Annotated in this window: 15 protein-coding genes; 6 read left to right on the top strand and 9 right to left on the bottom strand. The window is 61.5% G+C overall.

Annotated elements, in window-relative coordinates; all coding sequences use genetic code 11:
- Positions 1 to 3: 3 nt before the first annotated feature.
- The 4 genes from uvrC to uvrA all read right to left on the bottom strand — a co-directional run bounded on the left by uvrC (position 4) and on the right by uvrA (position 6,284).
- A complete protein-coding gene (gene uvrC, locus ACIQTS_RS02700; RefSeq protein ID WP_332486786.1) occupies positions 4 to 1,947 on the bottom strand; it encodes an excinuclease ABC subunit UvrC in 1,944 nt (647 codons plus the stop codon).
- 3 nt (positions 1,948 to 1,950) lie between these two features.
- Positions 1,951 to 2,622, bottom strand: a complete 672-nt coding sequence (locus ACIQTS_RS02695; RefSeq protein ID WP_105656671.1) for a 1-acyl-sn-glycerol-3-phosphate acyltransferase — start codon at positions 2,620 to 2,622, stop codon at positions 1,951 to 1,953.
- Positions 2,623 to 3,327: an HAD hydrolase-like protein gene (locus tag ACIQTS_RS02690; protein WP_332498358.1), complete on the bottom strand. Its 705-nt coding sequence runs from the start codon at positions 3,325 to 3,327 to the stop codon at positions 2,623 to 2,625.
- Positions 3,328 to 3,413: 86 nt separating this feature from the next.
- Complete coding sequence (gene uvrA / locus ACIQTS_RS02685; RefSeq protein WP_402471001.1) at positions 3,414 to 6,284, bottom strand: excinuclease ABC subunit UvrA; 2,871 nt, start codon at positions 6,282 to 6,284, stop codon at positions 3,414 to 3,416.
- A gap of 731 nt (positions 6,285 to 7,015) precedes the next feature.
- Between uvrA and ACIQTS_RS02680 the strand changes: the two genes are divergently transcribed.
- The gene (locus ACIQTS_RS02680) at positions 7,016 to 7,561 is read left to right on the top strand and encodes a GNAT family N-acetyltransferase (protein ID WP_402470999.1); all 546 of its coding nucleotides are present in this window, start codon (positions 7,016 to 7,018) and stop codon (positions 7,559 to 7,561) included.
- A gap of 138 nt (positions 7,562 to 7,699) precedes the next feature.
- On the opposite strand, the gene ACIQTS_RS02675 is transcribed toward ACIQTS_RS02680, so the two are convergent.
- From ACIQTS_RS02675 to ACIQTS_RS02665, 3 genes are all read right to left on the bottom strand, one after another.
- Entirely contained in the window at positions 7,700 to 8,239 is a 540-nt protein-coding gene (locus tag ACIQTS_RS02675) for a hypothetical protein (RefSeq protein ID WP_402470996.1), read from the bottom strand.
- Positions 8,240 to 8,406: 167 nt separating this feature from the next.
- Complete coding sequence (locus ACIQTS_RS02670; protein ID WP_402470993.1) at positions 8,407 to 8,793, bottom strand: hypothetical protein; 387 nt, start codon at positions 8,791 to 8,793, stop codon at positions 8,407 to 8,409.
- A 1,040-nt stretch (positions 8,794 to 9,833) separates the two neighbouring features.
- Positions 9,834 to 10,211 carry a GntR family transcriptional regulator gene (locus tag ACIQTS_RS02665; protein WP_105656678.1) on the bottom strand — a complete coding sequence of 126 codons (378 nt, stop codon included), beginning with the start codon at positions 10,209 to 10,211 and terminating at the stop codon, positions 9,834 to 9,836.
- Positions 10,212 to 10,293: 82 nt separating this feature from the next.
- Here ACIQTS_RS02665 and ACIQTS_RS02660 point away from each other — a divergent pair, with 82 nt between their 5' ends.
- Together ACIQTS_RS02660 and ACIQTS_RS02655 are read left to right on the top strand one after the other, a co-directional pair.
- On the top strand, positions 10,294 to 10,947 hold the full coding sequence (locus tag ACIQTS_RS02660) for an MBL fold metallo-hydrolase (protein WP_402470990.1): 654 nt from the start codon (positions 10,294 to 10,296) through the stop codon (positions 10,945 to 10,947).
- 112 nt (positions 10,948 to 11,059) lie between these two features.
- A complete protein-coding gene (locus ACIQTS_RS02655) occupies positions 11,060 to 11,701 on the top strand; it encodes a phosphatase PAP2 family protein (RefSeq protein WP_402470987.1) in 642 nt (213 codons plus the stop codon).
- A gap of 47 nt (positions 11,702 to 11,748) precedes the next feature.
- Here ACIQTS_RS02655 and ACIQTS_RS02650 read toward each other — a convergent pair whose 3' ends face one another.
- The gene (locus ACIQTS_RS02650) at positions 11,749 to 12,540 is read right to left on the bottom strand and encodes a methyltransferase domain-containing protein (protein ID WP_402470985.1); all 792 of its coding nucleotides are present in this window, start codon (positions 12,538 to 12,540) and stop codon (positions 11,749 to 11,751) included.
- Positions 12,541 to 12,617: 77 nt separating this feature from the next.
- On the opposite strand from ACIQTS_RS02650, the gene ACIQTS_RS02645 reads away from it, so the two are divergent.
- The 3 genes from ACIQTS_RS02645 to ACIQTS_RS02635 all read left to right on the top strand — a co-directional run bounded on the left by ACIQTS_RS02645 (position 12,618) and on the right by ACIQTS_RS02635 (position 15,885).
- Entirely contained in the window at positions 12,618 to 15,152 is a 2,535-nt protein-coding gene (locus ACIQTS_RS02645; protein WP_105656681.1) for an RNA helicase, read from the top strand.
- Positions 15,152 to 15,619 (top strand): NUDIX domain-containing protein, encoded by a 468-nt coding sequence (locus ACIQTS_RS02640; RefSeq protein ID WP_332486769.1) that lies wholly within the window; start codon positions 15,152 to 15,154, stop codon positions 15,617 to 15,619. Before ACIQTS_RS02645 ends, ACIQTS_RS02640 begins: the two co-directional genes overlap by 1 nt.
- 74 nt (positions 15,620 to 15,693) lie before the next feature.
- Positions 15,694 to 15,885: a hypothetical protein gene (locus ACIQTS_RS02635; protein WP_332498565.1), complete on the top strand. Its 192-nt coding sequence runs from the start codon at positions 15,694 to 15,696 to the stop codon at positions 15,883 to 15,885.
- A gap of 16 nt (positions 15,886 to 15,901) precedes the next feature.
- Here ACIQTS_RS02635 and ACIQTS_RS02630 read toward each other — a convergent pair whose 3' ends face one another.
- The gene (locus tag ACIQTS_RS02630; RefSeq protein ID WP_402470982.1) at positions 15,902 to 16,840 is read right to left on the bottom strand and encodes a phosphotransferase; all 939 of its coding nucleotides are present in this window, start codon (positions 16,838 to 16,840) and stop codon (positions 15,902 to 15,904) included.
- Positions 16,841 to 16,894: the final 54 nt, after the last annotated feature.

The following is a 16,894-nucleotide window of genomic DNA, read 5'->3' as shown; positions in this document are numbered from 1 at the left end:
AGGCTAGTCGACAATTTCGCCTGTAGTCATATTCACACCGGTTAATGAAGCGTCTTCTAGGGACTCTTTGATGGAAGTCGCAAGTTTTTCACCGACTCCTGGCACGTCCATCAGCTCCTCGATGCTCGCCGCACGGATCTTCTTCATCGACCCGAAGTGCTTGCGCAGGGCAGCCTGCTTGGACTTGCCCAGCCCCGGGATCGCGTCCAAATCCGAGGCGATCATGGATTTGGCACGCTTGGCGCGGTGGAAGTTGATCGCAAAACGGTGCGCCTCGTCGCGTAGCCGCTGCACCAAATACAGGGCAGCTGAGGCACGCGGCAGGATCACCGGGAACGGATCGTCGGGCAGCCACAGTTCTTCCAAGCGCTTAGCCAGGCCGACCACTGGAATGTCATCGATTCCCAGGTCGTCCATGGCCTTCTGCGCCGCGGCCACCTGGGGCGGTCCGCCGTCAACGATCACCAGAGATGGCGGGTAGGAGAATCGCTTCTTTTCCTGCTCACCGGTTTCTTCATTCATTTCCCCGGTTGCAAAGCTCTTGGGGTCGATCTTCTCCTTCAGATAGCGGCTGAAGCGACGGTAGATCACGTCGTACATGCTGGCGGTATCATCGCGTGCTGCATCACCGGTGATGGAGAACTTTCGATATTCGCTCTTCTTGGGCAATCCATCTTCAAAGACCACCATGGAAGCAACCACGTTGGTGCCTTGGGTATGCGACGCGTCATAGCATTCGATGCGAAGCAGTGCTTGTTCGGCTCCCAGTGCATCCTGAAGTTCCTGCATCGCCAGCGAACGCGTGGTGATATCACCTGCTCGCTTCGATTTGTGCAGGCGCAGCGCTTGTTCGGCGTTCTCCACGACGGTGGATGCCAGTGCCGCCTTGTCGCCGCGTTGGGCGACGCGCAAGGAGACTTTGGAACCGCGCAGCTCAGTGAGCCAGGTCGTGACATCCTCAATGTCTTCGGGCAGAGTCGGAACCAGGATTTCCTTGGGAATCCGGTCCGCGTGATCTGCGTAGACCTGGGTGAGAAGCTGCTCGACGAATTCAGCGCCGGTGGTATCCGCAACCTTTTCGACGACCCAGCCTCGTTGCGAACGGATACGGCCGTCGCGGACATGGAATACCTGCACGGCGGCTTCCAATTCATCGCCATGAATGCCGAAGATATCAGCTTCGGTACGGTCATCAAGGACCACGGCGTTGCGTTCAAAAACTCTGTTCAGTGCGGCAATGTCATCGCGATAGCGGGCGGCCTTCTCGTATTCGAGTTCTGCCACCGCCTCTTGCATCTTGGCTGTCAGGGCCTTGGTGAACTTAGTAGCCTCACCGCTCATGAAGGTGCATAGGTCATCAGCCAGTTGACGGTGGTCTTCTTCGCTGATGCGCCCCACGCAGGGCGCCGAGCATTTGTCTATGTACCCCAAGAGGCAAGGGCGACCCGATGCTTCGGCACGCTTGAACACGCCCGGCGCACAGCTGCGCACAGGAAAGACCCGCAACAGCGTATCGAGGGTTTCCCGGATGGCCTTGGCCGGATAGAACGGCCCGAAATACTTCACGCCCTTGCGCTTGTCCCCGCGCATGACCAGGGCGCGCGGGTACTTTTCGTTCAATGTGACAGCAAGGTACGGGTAGGTCTTGTCATCACGGAAAACAATATTGAACCGGGGATTGTATTCCTTGATCCAGGAGTACTCCAGCTGCAGCGCTTCCAATTCGGAACCCACCACGGTCCACTCCACGCTGCCGGCGGTGAATACCATGGCCCGGGTTTTGGGCGTGAGCCGGTCAGGATTGGCGAAGTAGGAGGTCAAGCGGTTGCGCAGGACCTTGGCCTTGCCAACGTAGATGACACGGCCGTGTTCATCGCGGAAACGGTACACGCCCGGTTTCGTGGGAATGTCCGAAGTTCTCGGACGGTAACTTGCCGGATCAGCCATGGTCTATTTCGCGTCCGGTGGCAGTTGGTTGTAGGAATCGACGCGTTCCTGGCCGGAAAGCTCGGCAATCGCATCAACGATCCGGTCCGTGGCCTGGCGGCGCTGCGGCAACGGGTGCTTGCGTCCGAGCTGGTCGAAGTACAGCGGCTCGCCATAGTGGATATGGAATTTGGCAGGACGGAAACCCTTTGAACCAGCAGGCTGCAGCTTCTCCGTGCCGATCAAGCCCACCGGTACCACTGGTACACCGGTGGTCAGCGCCAGCCAGCCCACGCCGGTGCGTCCGCGGTACAACTTGCCATCGCGCGAGCGAGTGCCCTCGGGGTAGATGCCGATGCCCTTGCCGCCTTCGACGATTTCCACCAGGGAATCGAGGGCGGCAACCGAAGCTGCCTGTTCGCCACGCTGCACCGGAATGGATCCCACGGATTCGAAGAAGGTCTTCATCACCTTGCCCTTCAGTCCCGGGGTGGTGAAGTATTCCGCCTTGGCGAAGAACGCCACGTCGCGCGGGGTCAGCGCCTGAATGATCAAGGAGTCGAAGAATGACAGGTGGTTGGAGGCGACAATGAAGCCGCCTTCCTTGGGAACGTTCTCAAGCCCGGTCACTTCCGCACGGCAGACACCGTGGATGACGCCCCGAATCGACGAACGGGTCATGGTGTAGATGCTCATCTACTTTGCACCTTCCTGCATGAGGTCATCGTCGAGGTTCAGCGTGTTTGCCAGCTGTGCTCCGAGCAGGAGCTCAGCAAGGTCCCGGGTTGTCGCCACAGTTGCGCCTGCCTGCTGCAGTTCATCGTCCTGGGCAAAGCCCCACGCGACACCGACCGAAGCCACCGAATTCTCGCGGGCGGCATCCCAATCGTAGTACCGGTCCCCCACAACGACGCTGCTCGCCGGGTCCAGCTGCCCGTGCTCCAAAGCCTCAGCGACAATGTGCGTCTTGCTCGAACCCATGCTCCCGTGCTCATCCGCGTTGCCGTGAATCGCATCGAGATGCTCATCCAGCCCCTTGCGTGCAATGAGCTGGCGCGCAATGTTGATGGGCTTGGCCGTGGTCACTGCGACGTAGATCCCGGCCGCGCGCAACGCGTCCAGGAGCGCCACAATGCCCGGGTAGATCACGGATTCTGCCATGCCCACCTCGGCATAGCGGGCGCGGTAGGCCGCGATGATGGAGTCGATGTTCTCGTCGGTGACGCCGTCAAGCGTACGCAGCCCGATTTGGAGGGGCGGGCCTACCAGCGCTTCAACTCGTGCTTCGCCCGGATCGGCCAAACCATGGGAGGTGACCGCGTGGCGGATACCCGAAGTTATGGCACCGGCAGGGTCCACGAGGGTCCCATCCAGATCGAAGAGCACACTTGTTACCGACATATTCACCTAGCCATCTTCCCATGAAGCGGACGCGGGTTAGCAATCCATAACTGAAATCGCATATGTCGAACATTCTCCGCCAGGCATTACAGGATCTCGGAGAGGAACTTCCCGGTGTGCGATTCGCTCACCTTGGCCACCTTTTCCGGGGTGCCAGCAGCCAGGATCGTGCCGCCGCCTGAGCCGCCTTCCGGGCCGAGGTCGATGACCCAGTCAGCCGACTTGATGACATCCAGGTTGTGCTCGATGGTCAACACGGTGTTGCCCTTGTCGACCAATCCCTGCAGCACCTTGAGCAGCTTGCGGATATCTTCGAAGTGCAGACCGGTGGTCGGCTCGTCCAGGACGTAGATGGAGCGGCCATTGGAACGCTTCTGCAGTTCCGCAGCCAGCTTCACGCGCTGGGCCTCGCCGCCGGAGAGGGTGGTTGCCGGCTGACCCAGGCGCACGTAGCCCAACCCCACGTCCACCAGCGTGCGCAGGTGGCGGGCGATCGGGGTGAAGGCACTGAAGAACTCGGCGCCTTCGGCAATCGGCATATCCAGCACATCGGCAATGTTCTTGCCCTTGTACAGCACCTGCAGGGTTTCGCGGTTGTAGCGGGCGCCATGGCAGACCTCGCAGGGCACGTAGACGTCCGGCAGGAAGTTCATCTCGATCTTCAGCGTGCCGTCACCCGAGCAGGATTCGCAGCGTCCGCCCTTGACGTTGAAGGAGAAACGGCCCGGCTGGTAGCCGCGCAGCTTCGCCTCATTGGTCTCCGCAAACAGCTTGCGGATGTGGTCGAACACGCCGGTATAGGTCGCAGGGTTCGAACGCGGGGTCCGGCCGATCGGCGACTGGTCAACGTGGACCACCTTGTCCAGGTGTTCCAGGCCCTGCACGCGGGTGTGGCGGCCGGGCACCTGCTTGGCGCCGTTGAGCTTGTTGGCCAGCACCTTGTACAGGATGTCGTTGACCAGGGTGGACTTGCCCGAGCCGGACACGCCGGTCACCGCGGTCAGCACGCCCAGCGGGAACTCCACCGACACGTTCTGCAGGTTGTTCTCGTTGGCACCGACCACCTTGAGCTTGCGCTCCTTGTCGATCTTGCGGCGCTTGGACGGGATGTCGATCTGCTTGCGGCCCGAAAGGTAGTCTCCGGTCAGCGACTTGGTGTTCTGCTTCAGGCCCTCCAGGGATCCGGAGTGCACCACTTCGCCGCCGTGCTCGCCGGCGCCCGGGCCGATGTCCACGATCCAGTCAGCTTCGGCAATGGTGTCTTCGTCGTGCTCCACCACGATCAGGGTGTTGCCCAGCGATCGCAGGTGCAGCAGGGTGTCGATCAGGCGGCGGTTATCGCGCTGGTGCAGGCCGATGGACGGCTCGTCCAGAACGTAGAGCACGCCGACCAGGCCCGAACCAATCTGCGTAGCCAGGCGAATGCGCTGCGCCTCGCCGCCGGACAGGGTGCCAGCAGCGCGTTCCAGGGTCAGGTACTCCAGCCCGACGTCCAGCAGGAACTTCATGCGCGCGTCGATTTCCTTGAGCACTTGCGCGGCGATCTGCGCCTCGCGTGCGGTGAGCACGATCGTGGAGAGGAATTCCGCGGCGCTACGCAGGTCCATGGCGGCAACTTCAGCGATGGAACGCCCGCCCACCAAGACCGAGAGCGACGCCGGGTTCAGGCGCGCGCCGCCGCAGGTAGGGCACGGAATCTGGCGCATGTACTGCTCGTAGCGGTCGCGGGCGTGATCCGATTCGGTTTCCTGGTGCTTGCGGTGCACGTAGGAGATGACGCCCTCGAAGCCGGTGGAGTACTTGCGCTCGCGGCCGAAGCGGTTCTTGTACTGCACGACCACCTTGTGGTCCTTGCCGTTCAGGATCGCTTCGCGGGCAGCAGCCGGCAGGTCCTGCCATTGGGTGTCCATGGTGAAGCCCAGCTCATGGCCCAGGCCTTCGATCAGGCGGTTCCAGTATTCGGTGGTGGCCTTGCCCAATGACCATGGGGCGATCGCACCCTCGGCCAGGGTGACCTCGGTATCCGGGACGATCAGGTGCTCATCGACTTCCAGCTTGGTGCCGATGCCGGAACAGGCCGAGCAGGCACCGAACGGGTTATTGAAGGAGAAAGTACGCGGCTCGATCTCATCGATGGCCAGCGGATGCTCATTGGGGCAGGCCAGGTTCTCGGAGAACGCGCGCACGCGCTGGGGATCATCCTCGTCCAGGTCCACGAAGTCGGCCAGCACGCGTCCTTCGGCGATGCCCAGGGCCGTTTCGATGGAGTCAGTCAAGCGCTGGCGGGCATCTTCCTTGATGGCCAGGCGGTCGACGACCACCTCAATGGTGTGCTTGACCTGCTTGGCCAGCTTCGGCGGATCGTTCAGCTGGATGGTGGTGCCGTCAACGCGGGCACGGGCGAAGCCCTTGGAAGAGAGCTCCGCGAACAAGTCGACAAATTCGCCCTTGCGCGAGCGCACTACCGGGGCGAGGATCTGGAAGCGGGTTTTCTCCGGTAGCTCCATCAGCTGGTCGACGATCTGCTGCGGAGTCTGCTTGGAGATCGGTTCGTGGCAGATCGGGCAATGCGGACGGCCCACGCGGGCCCACAGCAGGCGCATGTAGTCGTACACTTCGGTAATCGTGCCCACGGTGGAACGCGGGTTGCGGCTGGTCGACTTCTGGTCGATGGACACCGCTGGCGACAGGCCCTCGATGAAATCCACATCGGGCTTGTCCACCTGGCCGAGGAACATGCGGGCGTAGGCAGAGAGAGATTCGACGTAGCGGCGCTGGCCTTCGGCAAAAATGGTGTCGAAGGCCAAGGAGGACTTGCCCGAACCGGAAAGGCCGGTAAAGACAATCATTGCGTCACGCGGGAGATCAATGTCCACGTTTTTCAGGTTGTGCTCGCGTGCACCCTTGACGACCAGGCGAGTCAGATCAGTTCTTTTACTCTGCGATGAAATAGCCACGAGGCCATACTAATCGAAAACTACTTCGAATACGTGTACGAATGGACGCAACTCACAGTTAATTCTCCAAACCCCTGATCCTGCGCACGGCGAGCGCAATGCGTGCTCGTCCATCCACCCGGAATGTCGACCGGTGAGCCGGCGTCCCCATGAATCCAGATCGGACCACGACGTCCCATTCGAGGTACCGGGCCCTTGGATTCCCGCTTGTGCCTGTCACGTGTGCGTCCCCTCCCCAAGTTCGCAGCTATCTCGCAGATGCCAATGAGCGGCGAGCGCATGCTCTGTGTTGCACGAGCGGGAAAACGGATAAAATTCGACGTTCGGTTCACGCCGCCAACCAGGGGCACCGCAACCGCTGATCCGCAATGCAACAACATAGCGAACCTGGCCAAATGTTCCGCGCAATGGCATCGTCCGCGGTGCATGCCATCCGACAGCAATTGTTTTCTGTGCAAGCATTCGACATCATGAGGCAGCGCCACACCGTTCCGTTTCGCGCCCCCCTCACCGGTCACTACACGGACGGGGCATACGGAACAGCCGGTGTTCCTGTAAATCCATGAAACTTCTGCGATGCGAGTCAGCACGTGGCGCGATCCTATTTGTGACCGGCTTTCGGGACACTTTCGTCGAAAGCAAGCTGAGCCTACTCAACACGTCAAAAGTATTGGAAAATTTTCTGTAGACCACTGATTTTTTGGATGCTAGATTCAAGTCATGTTCCATTCATGAAGTTTTCTCTCAATCAGTTCAGAAGACCTACGAATGGATTTGCCATGCCCTCTGATGTTTTGCAAGCTGTTCTTCAGAACGCAGATTTCGCTCCCGCTGTTTCTTCGTACGCAGAAATTTGCCATGCAGAATCTTCATCCGCGACGGAGCTAGCTGATCCGTATTTCGCAGCGTACCCACCCGGAATTGCGGCCGGGACTCTTGAAGAAGCTCAATCCGAGATGGAAGAAACTTTTGCCAACGAGTTTGGTCAGTTCCTCGAAAATGCTTCTTTTGTCGCGTTGCGACAGGGAAGGCCGATTGGGGCGATCTTTGTTGTCGAGAAATCGATCTGGGATGAGGATCTATTCGGCCCATTCATCATCGATCTTTTCGTTGATCCCCTTCATCAAGGGCATGGCCTGGGCCACACCTTGATTGCCGCTGCCGTGTCTGCGTGCAAGAAGCATGGGGCGGACACCCTGAGTTTGCGGATCGGAGATGGAACTTCCGGTGCTGCACTAAATCTATATAAGCGACTTGGGTTCCGCGAATTGGCCTAACCGAACAACGCTGGTGTCATGCTTCGGATAAGTGAAGCATGACATCTCCGCACGCCTCCCCTATAGTACTTTCCTCTACGTGCCGGTACGGGTTCCGGTTACTGACGTCGCGTTGGACGTTTCACTGTGTAACTGGCGCTATCGGGAAGCAGAATCTGTCGATGCAGACGGTGATGCAGACGGTGATGCAGGGTGCTCCGGAACCTCGGGATACAGCTCTGGCGGCAGGCCCACCGTGAATCCGTCGTCGCGGACGACCGTGCCGCTGATGTCGATCGCGCGGGAAGCGTTATTGCTGCCGTCTGTCAATTGGACGGCCACACCACTTCCCATCTGTTCTCCAGTTACCACAGTGACGTTCTGTGGGGTGATGCCCCGTTCGGCCAGGATTTCCCGAGTCATGGCGACCATTGAATCGTCCAGAACTCCGCCTGGGAAAGGTGCGGTCACTCGGCATACACCGTCCCGATCGGCGGCGTAGGCGGCAGCCACTAGGTCCCTGCCGGCTTGCTCCAGAGAGCCAACCGGTTTACGTCCATCGCAGGTATCACCCGAATAATCCGGGACTACGGAGCATCCCGCCAAGAGGCCTGCGCACATCACCGCACTGACGATGCCCCAACCAGCTGACTGGTACTTATTCGGGAATCGCATGCTCCACCGTTCACGTTCGATCATGCAGACCATTATTGCCGAGGTGTCTCCAGTCACTGGGCAACCGCTCCGTGTCGCTAGGCGCGGATGGCAACTAGTCCAGTGTGCTCCCGCTTCATTCTGCAAACATCTGGTCCTTGGCGTCTCGATGAAGGTTCCTGAACAGGACAGCAATCTGGGCATCTCACGGTTTATCGAATTACACCGTGATCCAGTTGATTCCACAATTGGTCGCGCTCGGTACCGATGACTCTGGTGGCACTAAAGCTGGTCTCTTGACCATTCCTGGGGTCATCGGTGACGAAATGCCCGTACCGCAGTTCTTCGACTGTGTACCACCCTGGCGCGTAGTCCTCCTCCGGTAATTCATGCTCGCCCTCTAACCAGTGCACTTGGAACCACATGTTCTCTTGCTTGTCCCAGAAAAACGGGAACGATCGCATAATAGTGATCGAGGTGGTCAGCCACCCTCTGGTCTCTCCGGCGAGCGTGAGCTCCCAAACTGAATCGCGGAATTCATCCAGGAGAGGGTCCCTCGGCCAGTCAGTTTCGTCGAACCATTTCGCAAGCCATCGCATGCATCCGTTCTACCAGAGTGAATACTAGGTCTAGCGGTCGCTAGCAATCCTAAGTCCCGTTGGTCGTTCCACTTGCGGGCGCTCCTCAAGTTGTTCTTCTCACGAGAATCTGAGAAATATCGATGCGGAGTCGATGCCAAGGCGAACCTGGAAATCGTGTCGCTACGGATGCAAGTGGAAAATGAATTGGTCATCAGGAAACCAACGCTGCGGGCCTTCGCAACAGTAGCCTCAAACCCGGAGCTGCCCATTCACTGCACGGAGGTAGAAACCTCTTGGATACTCATCGTCGTCGCCAAGCGTCGGAGCAGCCACTGTGAAAGAACGTTCAGGTGCATGCCGTCGACGCATCACGAAGTGTGTGGACGATTTTGTCCATAGCTAGACGGGGACATGGGCCAGCGGTCGGAGGGCAAAGCTTCGATCGGCGCATTAGAGCCGCGTCGAATACTTGCTTAAGTGTTCCGCCATCTGGCAAGCCTAAGTTACTCACACCGCGTTCAACCAGGCTAATAACGTGTTGCTTGTTGGCATCTCCAAACACCGCAGCGCCGAGCAAATGCTCTGCGTGGGCGTTGAGCTGTATCTATTGCGAGTTGAGCACGGCGATAAGGTCATACCGGGAAAACCCGCCAACCGTAACTCCAAGTGAATCGCCATCGGGAAAGTGGGTAATTCGCACTTACCCTATCGCTTGCGGAAGGTGCAGTGTCGAGGGCTACGGGCAGCAGTGCTGGCGACTTCGGAAACTGACAAACTAGGCAACGCGACACACCGTATAGAGATACTCAAGAACCATTACGGTTCACCAACCCGACAGCATTCGGTGGAGTCCCGCTGAAGGCACGGCGAGCGGCGGCACCCTGGCGGTCGTAAAGTTGGCGATGCGACAAATCGATCACCCGTTACCTTGCTGGCAGCTAATCAACCCCGGGAAATACTGGAGCTGTCCACAGCAAAACGTACCACTATGCCATTTCGCATTCACCAGGCTCCATCCCCCCGCCGGGATTCGGGGCCGACTCCAGGACCGCGTCGGGCTACCTTGGCAGGGAGCTGAACGCAGCGCGCAGGTACTTTACCGCGGTTGCTTCGTCGACCGACCACAGTTGGGCGATGCGGGCCAGATCGGCGGCCGCATCGCTGACTTCCTGCTCTGCACGATTCTCCGCGGCTTGGACCACGGTTCCATGGCGGCCGCGGGTGACCACTGCACCCTGCAGCTCAAGTTCCTTGTAGACCTTGGCGACGGTATTCACCGCGAGGTTCAAGGTGCCCGAGAGCGCACGAACCGACGGCAATTTGGTGCCCGGAGCTAGTTTGCCCTTGGCAATTGCTGAGAGGATCTGCTCACGGACCTGCTGATACGGCGCCACGCCCGAGTTCGGCTCGATCTTGATGAATTCCAGTTCGGTCATCCTGCACTCCATCCTTTGGACTGTGTTTGGCATTTATCCGAGCCTATCGCGTCAGCCGGGATCTGCACCGTAGTCTGGTTGCATGAACGAACTATTGCTGAACGATGTGACCGTCCGTTGGGTCTCAGTATCCGACATGGCAAACAACGTGTACCTGGTAACTAATCGGAAGACCGGCGAACAGCTGCTGGTAGATGCGGCGGATGACATGCCGGCCATCGAGCGGCTCATCCAGGCGGCCAGTGAAGACGCGAGCGACCCGCGCATTATCGGCATCGCCACGACGCATCAGCACAGGGACCACGTGCGCGCGTTGGCCGAAGCCGTGGAGAAGTACCCGGTGCAAACCTACGCCGGTGCAGACGACGTGGCCGGCATCGCTGGAGAATGCGGGGTCAAGATCGACCATGCGCTGAACCACGGCGACCAGCTGAAGCTGGGCGATGTGATCATCGAGGCGATCCACCTGCGAGGGCATACGCCGGGTTCGATCGGCTATGCGCTGGTTGATTCCTCCGGCCAGCCGGCGGTGCTCAGCGGCGACAGCTTGTTCCCCGGAGGCGTGGGCAACACATGGAAGGACCCGCAGCGGTTCCTCTCTTTGCTCACAGACGTCACCGAACGCATCTTCGACCGCTTCCCGGACGAAACCAAGGTTTTACCCGGGCACGGAGATTCGACGACACTGGGGGCAGAACGCCCGAATTTGGAGCAGTGGCGCGAACGCGGGTGGTAGCCCTTTGACTGCAATGCCAGCGGCATCCGTGCCGCTGGCAGCAGCGTTTAATGGTGCGGGACCTCTTCCAGCTGATGCCTGCCGCCGGATCAGATCCGTATAATCACCACTTGTGAACTCACGGTCCTCCGCACCAATTTCCGTCGTCCCCTCGCGGCCAGCCATCATCGTCGCGGTTCTCGCCGTGCTGGCGATGGCCTCCTATCCGTTGCGTGATGCCTTGTACCTGGGGATTTCAGGACCTGTTGCCAAGTCGGCACCGCTCTCCGCAGCGGCTGCGTTCTTTTCCGAGACCTTGCTCTTGCTGCTGATGGCCGGGGCATGCACGCTCGCCGTCCTGTGCTGCTTCCGTAATCGAGTTGCGTTTTGGCGCCTGGTTTCAGGCGCGATTGGCGCCGTAGCGGCCTATGGCCTGAGCGAACTGGCCAAGATCCTGGCCGCCGAGGAACGCCCCTGCCGCGCCCTGGATGCTCTCACCGCAGTGGCATGCCCGGAAGCAGGCGACTGGTCCTGGCCCTCCAAGCATTCGGTCGTCGCCGCCGGCGTCGCCGCAGCCTGCACGCTGGCCCTTCCGAAGCTGGCCAAGTACGCGATACCGGCCGTCTTGCTCATTGCCCTGTCCCGCGTGGGCGTAGGCGCCCACTTCGTCCACGATGTCTTCTCCGGGGTGGCGTTGGGCATCCTGGTTGTCCTGGTTTGCGTCCGTGTGCTGCCCGGCATCGTGCAAAGGTGCCTGGCGGGAAGCAATCGCTGAGCCAGCTCACCTTCCAAGCGCTCTGACGATGCCGAGCCTGGAGCAAATCAGCCGAGCTTGTGCCCGATCATGAAAATCCTGCGGAACGGGAAGTTCGTCAGGACGGTACCGTCCTGCGAAGCAAATGACGGGTAGTGCGTGGAGACTTCGGCCCGGTAGTCGTTTTCGAACTCCAGATTGTCTTCGTCGCTGAGCGTGTGGCGAATGGGCAGCAGCGCCGTCCCGCGAACCCAGTTCAGGATCGGGTCCTCCCCCGCGAGCAGCTGATGGTAGGTGGTTTCCCAGACATTAGCCTGGAACCCCGCGTCCAGGAAGATCCGCTGGTATTCGCCGGGCTCGCCCACCACGTCGTCATGGCGCAGCACCCCTGCCAGCTGGCCGGACCACTTCGGGCTGTCGGCAACTGCGCGCATCACCGCGTGCGACGGAGAGCCGAAATTGCCCGGGACCTGGATGGCCACGTTCGCTCCGGGCTTCAGGTGCTCCAGCCAACCGGCCAGCAACTCGCGGTGCCCCGGAAGCCATTGCAGCATCGCATTGGAGAACAGCAGGTCCGTGTCGGAGTCAGGGGTCCAGGCCGTGGCATCGGCCAGCGCGAAGCCCAGGTTTTCCTCGTGCTCGCTCTGCGTGGCCCTGGCGATCATCTCCGGTGAGGAATCAAGTCCGGTGACCTGCGCTTGCGGCCAGCGCTGGGCCAGCAGCCGGGTCATGTTTCCCGGCCCGCACCCCAGATCGATGACCTTCGACGCGTCAACTGCGGCCAGCTGCCCCAGCAAATCCAGGTACGGGCGGCCCCGGTAATCGGAGAATTCGGTGTATTTCGTCGGATCCCATTTCATGTTCCCGAGCCTAAACGAGAGGCGCACGCAACAACTAGCCCCCAGTCATAGTTCTCAACCGATAGGCTAGGAACATCATGTTGCTCACCGATTATCTGCCAGCAGACGCCAAGAACGTATCCGACGACGAAATCTACGAGGCTTTCGGCCAATGGGTCGCAACCCGTGGCATCAACCTCTACCCCGCACAGGACGAAGCGTCGATGGCGCTGGCCGGCGGCAACAACGTCATCCTGGCCACCCCCACCGGCTCGGGCAAGTCCATGGTTGCCATCGCAGCCCACTTCTACGCCATGGCCCGAGACCAGATCAGCTTCTACACCGCGCCGATCAAGGCGCTGGTCTCCGAGAAGTTCTTCGACCTGTGCAAGATCTTCGGCGCAGAGAACGTCGGCATGGTCACCGGTGATTCCTCGGTGAACGCCGACGCCCCGATCATCTGCTGCACCGCTGAGATCCTGGCGAACATCGCCCTGCGTGAAGGCTCCAAGGCGGACGTGGGCTGCGTGATCATGGACGAGTTCCACTTCTACGCCGATCCGCAGCGCGGCTGGGCCTGGCAGGTGCCGCTGATCGAGCTGCCGCAGGCGCAGTTCCTGCTGATGAGCGCCACCCTGGGCGATGTCACCCGCTTCGAGCAGGAACTCGAAGAGCGCACCGGCACCCCGACGGTGACCGTCGCGCACACCGAGCGCCCAATCCCGCTGCACTTCTACTACTCCATGGAGCCGGTGCAGGAGGCCGTGGAGGAACTGATCAAGACCAAGCAGGTGCCGATCTACATCGTGCACTTCTCCCAGCTCGATGCCATCGACCGCGCCACCGGGTTGATGAGCGTGAATGTGGCCACGCGCGAGGAGAAGGAAAAGATCTCCGAGATGATCGGCGGATTCCGCTTTGCCGCCGGGTTCGGCAAGACGCTGAACCGCCTGGTGCGCCACGGCATCGGCATCCACCACGCCGGCATGCTGCCCAAGTACCGCCGCCTGGTCGAGCAGCTGGCGCAGGCCGGCCTGCTCAAGGTCATTTGCGGCACCGACACCCTGGGGGTGGGCATCAATGTGCCGATCCGCACCGTGGTGATCACCGCGCTGTCCAAGTTCGACGGCACCCGTACGCGCATCGTGAACGCCCGCGAATTCCACCAGATTGCCGGGCGCGCGGGCCGCGCAGGTTTCGATACCGCAGGCACCGTGCTGGTGCAGGCTCCGGAGCATGCGATCGAGAACCACAAGGCCATGGAAAAGGCGCTGAAGAAGCACGGCGAGGGCTCTTCCAAGCTCAAGCAGATCCCGAAGAAGAAGCCGCCGCAGAACTTCGTGACCTGGGGCGAGAAGACCTTCGAGAAGATCGTCGAGGCCGCCCCCGAGACGCTGAAGTCCTCATTCCAGGTCTCGCACTCGATGTTGCTGAACCTGCTGGAGCGCGAGGACAATTCGTTCGAGGCCGCCCAGCGCCTGCTCAGCGAAAACCACGAGACCCCGGCGTCCCAGCGCAAGCTGAAGCTGCGCGCCCTGGGAATCCTGCGCGAACTGATCGCCACCGAGGTGGTCGTGCGCCGCAATGAGCCAGACGAATACGGCAACTACTATGAGCTGACCGTGCACCTGCAGCAGAACTTCGCGCTGAACCAGCCGCTCTCGCCCTTCGCGCTGGCCGCCCTGGACCTGCTGGATCCGGATTCGGCCAGCTATGCGCTGGATGTCGTTTCGGTGATCGAGGCGACCTTGGAAAAGCCGCGCCAGGTGCTCTCCGGCCAGGAGAAGAAGGCCCGCGGCGAGGCCATCGCCGCGATGAAGGCCGAAGGCATGGACTACAACGACCGCATGAACGCACTGGATGAAATCACCTATGCGATGCCGCTGGCCGAGAAGCTGGAAAGCGCCTTCGAGCAGTACCGCTCCGGCGCGCCGTGGCTCTCGGACTTCGAACTGGCGCCGAAGTCGATCGTGCGCGACATGTACGAACGCGCCATGGGCTTCTCCGATTTCGTCCAGTACTACCAGCTGGCCCGCTCCGAGGGCGTGCTGCTGCGCTACCTCACCGATGCCTACAAGGCCCTGCGACAGACCGTTCCCCAGGACGCGCTGCGCGAGGACCTCGAAGACCTGATCGAATGGCTCGGCGAGATGATCCGCCAGATCGACTCCTCGCTGCTGGACGAATGGGAAGAGCTCTCCCGCGGCGAGCTGAGCGAGGCAACCGAAACCGCACCGCCTCCGGCACCGGAAAAGCTGACCAGCAATGTGCGCGCCTTCCGCGTAATGGTCCGCAACGAGATGTTCCGCCGCGTGAAGCTGTTCGCCGACGAGCAGGACAAGGCCCTAGGCGAGCTCGACGGGCATAGCGGCTTCGACGCGGACACCTGGGCCGATGCCATGGACGACTACTTCGACGAGCACGAGGACATCGACGACGGTCCCGCCGGACGCGGCTCGAAGCTGTTCATCATCAAGGACATGCCCCAGCGCACCTGGGAGGTGCGCCAGATCTTCGCCGACCCATCCGAGCACCACGACTGGGGCATCACCGCCACCATCTCCCTGGATGACTCGGACGAGGCCGGCGAACCTGTGGTCAAGGTGACTTCGGTGGGCCGCCTGGACTCCTGATGCCCGCCATCAGCTACGCCATCTTGCGGCGCGCCGACGAAGTCCTGCTTCAACTGAGGTCGGGAACCGGCTACATGGACGGGTTCTGGAGCACGGCGGCCGCCGGGCACGTTGAGCCCGGCGAGGCTGCCGTTGCCGCCGCCGTTCGCGAAGCCCGCGAGGAACTGGGCATCCGGATCGCGGCAGACCAGCTCCAGCCGCTGTGCACGGTGCACCGCTACCTGCAAGCGGGCAGCGGCGCCCAATCCCCTGTGGATTTCTTCTTCCTGGCGCGCCAGTGGGACGGTACTCCACGCCTCATGGAACCGGAGAAAGCCTGCGAGCTTCGCTGGTTCCCGCTCGATGCCCTGCCGCAGAACCTCGTTGCGCAGGAACAGCTGGTACTTTCCCGGCTGGATTCCGGCTTGCCGCCAATTATCTGCATGGGATCCGGCACGGCGCTGGACCAACCCCGGCATCTGGGCTAGTCGCGCACTCGATGCCCGAGGCATCTTCCCGGAGTCCGGTGGCAATGCCGCGGACAGTGCCGTAGGGTATGGCCATGAACGGGTACAAGCTTCGCCTGCTCGGGGCAGGCCTCCTGCTGCTGGTCCTGGTCGGGCTGCTCAGCGGCTGGTCCGAGCTCTTTGCTTCCGGCGCGTGGCTGGCGACCTTGGTCCAGCTCGGTTCGCTGGTCCTGGGCCTGGCCCTGGTCTACCGCGGGGAAAATGCCACGCCGGCCCGGTTCAGCTAGCCCCTGCAATAGCCAGCTAGGCCAGCCGCGCCTTGAGCCACCCAACGGTGGCGGCCGCCTGCTTCGCGTGATAGCTGCGCAGCGTGGGCAGCCGGGGAACCTCGGGCCTGCGCGCCGCGTCCACATAGTAGGCTGCCAGTCCAGCTAAGACCGCGCTGACCGCGTCAGCGCCCACCGATTCGAAGATCGGGTGGGAGGCGGCAATGGCATCCGCATCCAGCGCCGGGTCGAAGATCCGCGCTTCAACCAGCACCGTCAACGCGTCATACCATGCGGCGCCCCGCGAAGCCCAGGGCCAATCCACCAGCAGCACTTCTCCGCCGTCTCCCAGCAGGATGTTGTCCGAGCGCAGATCCGAATGCACCAGCTGGTCTCCGGCCAGCGCCCCGATACCGTCCATGGCCAGCCCATGGAGTTCTTCCAGGTTCTGTGCCACCCAGGGATCAGCTGGAAGCCAGCCGTCCTGCATGATCCGCCCAAAACCGGCTACGTCCTCGCGCAGTTCCTCCTCCAGCGGCGGCAGCAGCTCAATCAGGGAATCGGGGGCCTGATGAGCCAGCTGCGCCAGCGTGTCCAGTACCCGTTCCAGCTGTCCGGCCGGCCAGGGAAGCTGCGGGCTGGCCCCTGGGCCTTCAGCGAAGACCAAGGCCTCCCAGCCTTGCCAGCTGATGCGCCCCAGGAACTGCGGAACCGGCAAGGCCGCCGGGAGCTTGGCCGCTATTGCCGCTTCGCGGGCGTGCAATGCCGTGGCCGGGGCGCTGAGGCCCGGATGCACCGCCTTGGCGAAGACCCGCTGGCCATCGGCGGTGAGCAGCCGATCGGCGCTGCCCGGGGAAAACCCCGAGGCTTGGCTTAGCGCCCGGATCACCCGGGATCCAAGGTGCGATTCGATCCGCGCGCGCAGTTCGCCGGGAAGCTGATCCCAGGTGATGCGCCGGGTGAATTGAAACTGCATGGTTCGGATCATGCCAGATCACCGGCTGCCAGCCAAAGCGCGTTGCACTGCGGC

Origin of the sequence: Glutamicibacter sp. NPDC090743 (assembly GCF_044769125.1) — a bacterium.
In the GTDB taxonomy this organism is placed as follows: domain Bacteria; phylum Actinomycetota; class Actinomycetes; order Actinomycetales; family Micrococcaceae; genus Glutamicibacter.
The sequence above is the reverse complement of the archived record's forward strand: the minus strand, read 5'-3'. Positions and strand labels throughout refer to the sequence as shown.

Bases quoted from the DNA above. Each gene is read 5' to 3' on its own strand.
- ACIQTS_RS02635 (WP_332498565.1), top strand. From the start codon at position 15,694: ATGAACGGGTACAAGCTTCGCCTGCTCGGGGCAGGCCTCCTGCTGCTG.
- ACIQTS_RS02645 (WP_105656681.1), top strand. From the start codon at position 12,618: ATGTTGCTCACCGATTATCTGCCAGCAGACGCCAAGAACGTATCCGAC.
- ACIQTS_RS02680 (WP_402470999.1), top strand. From the start codon at position 7,016: ATGAAGTTTTCTCTCAATCAGTTCAGAAGACCTACGAATGGATTTGCC.
- ACIQTS_RS02675 (WP_402470996.1), bottom strand. From the start codon at position 8,239: ATGATCGAACGTGAACGGTGGAGCATGCGATTCCCGAATAAGTACCAG.
- uvrC (WP_332486786.1), bottom strand. From the start codon at position 1,947: ATGGCTGATCCGGCAAGTTACCGTCCGAGAACTTCGGACATTCCCACG.
- ACIQTS_RS02630 (WP_402470982.1), bottom strand. From the start codon at position 16,840: ATGCAGTTTCAATTCACCCGGCGCATCACCTGGGATCAGCTTCCCGGC.
- ACIQTS_RS02640 (WP_332486769.1), top strand. From the start codon at position 15,152: ATGCCCGCCATCAGCTACGCCATCTTGCGGCGCGCCGACGAAGTCCTG.
- ACIQTS_RS02650 (WP_402470985.1), bottom strand. From the start codon at position 12,540: ATGAAATGGGATCCGACGAAATACACCGAATTCTCCGATTACCGGGGC.
- ACIQTS_RS02695 (WP_105656671.1), bottom strand. From the start codon at position 2,622: ATGAGCATCTACACCATGACCCGTTCGTCGATTCGGGGCGTCATCCAC.
- ACIQTS_RS02660 (WP_402470990.1), top strand. From the start codon at position 10,294: ATGAACGAACTATTGCTGAACGATGTGACCGTCCGTTGGGTCTCAGTA.
- ACIQTS_RS02665 (WP_105656678.1), bottom strand. From the start codon at position 10,211: ATGACCGAACTGGAATTCATCAAGATCGAGCCGAACTCGGGCGTGGCG.
- ACIQTS_RS02690 (WP_332498358.1), bottom strand. From the start codon at position 3,327: ATGTCGGTAACAAGTGTGCTCTTCGATCTGGATGGGACCCTCGTGGAC.
- ACIQTS_RS02670 (WP_402470993.1), bottom strand. From the start codon at position 8,793: ATGCGATGGCTTGCGAAATGGTTCGACGAAACTGACTGGCCGAGGGAC.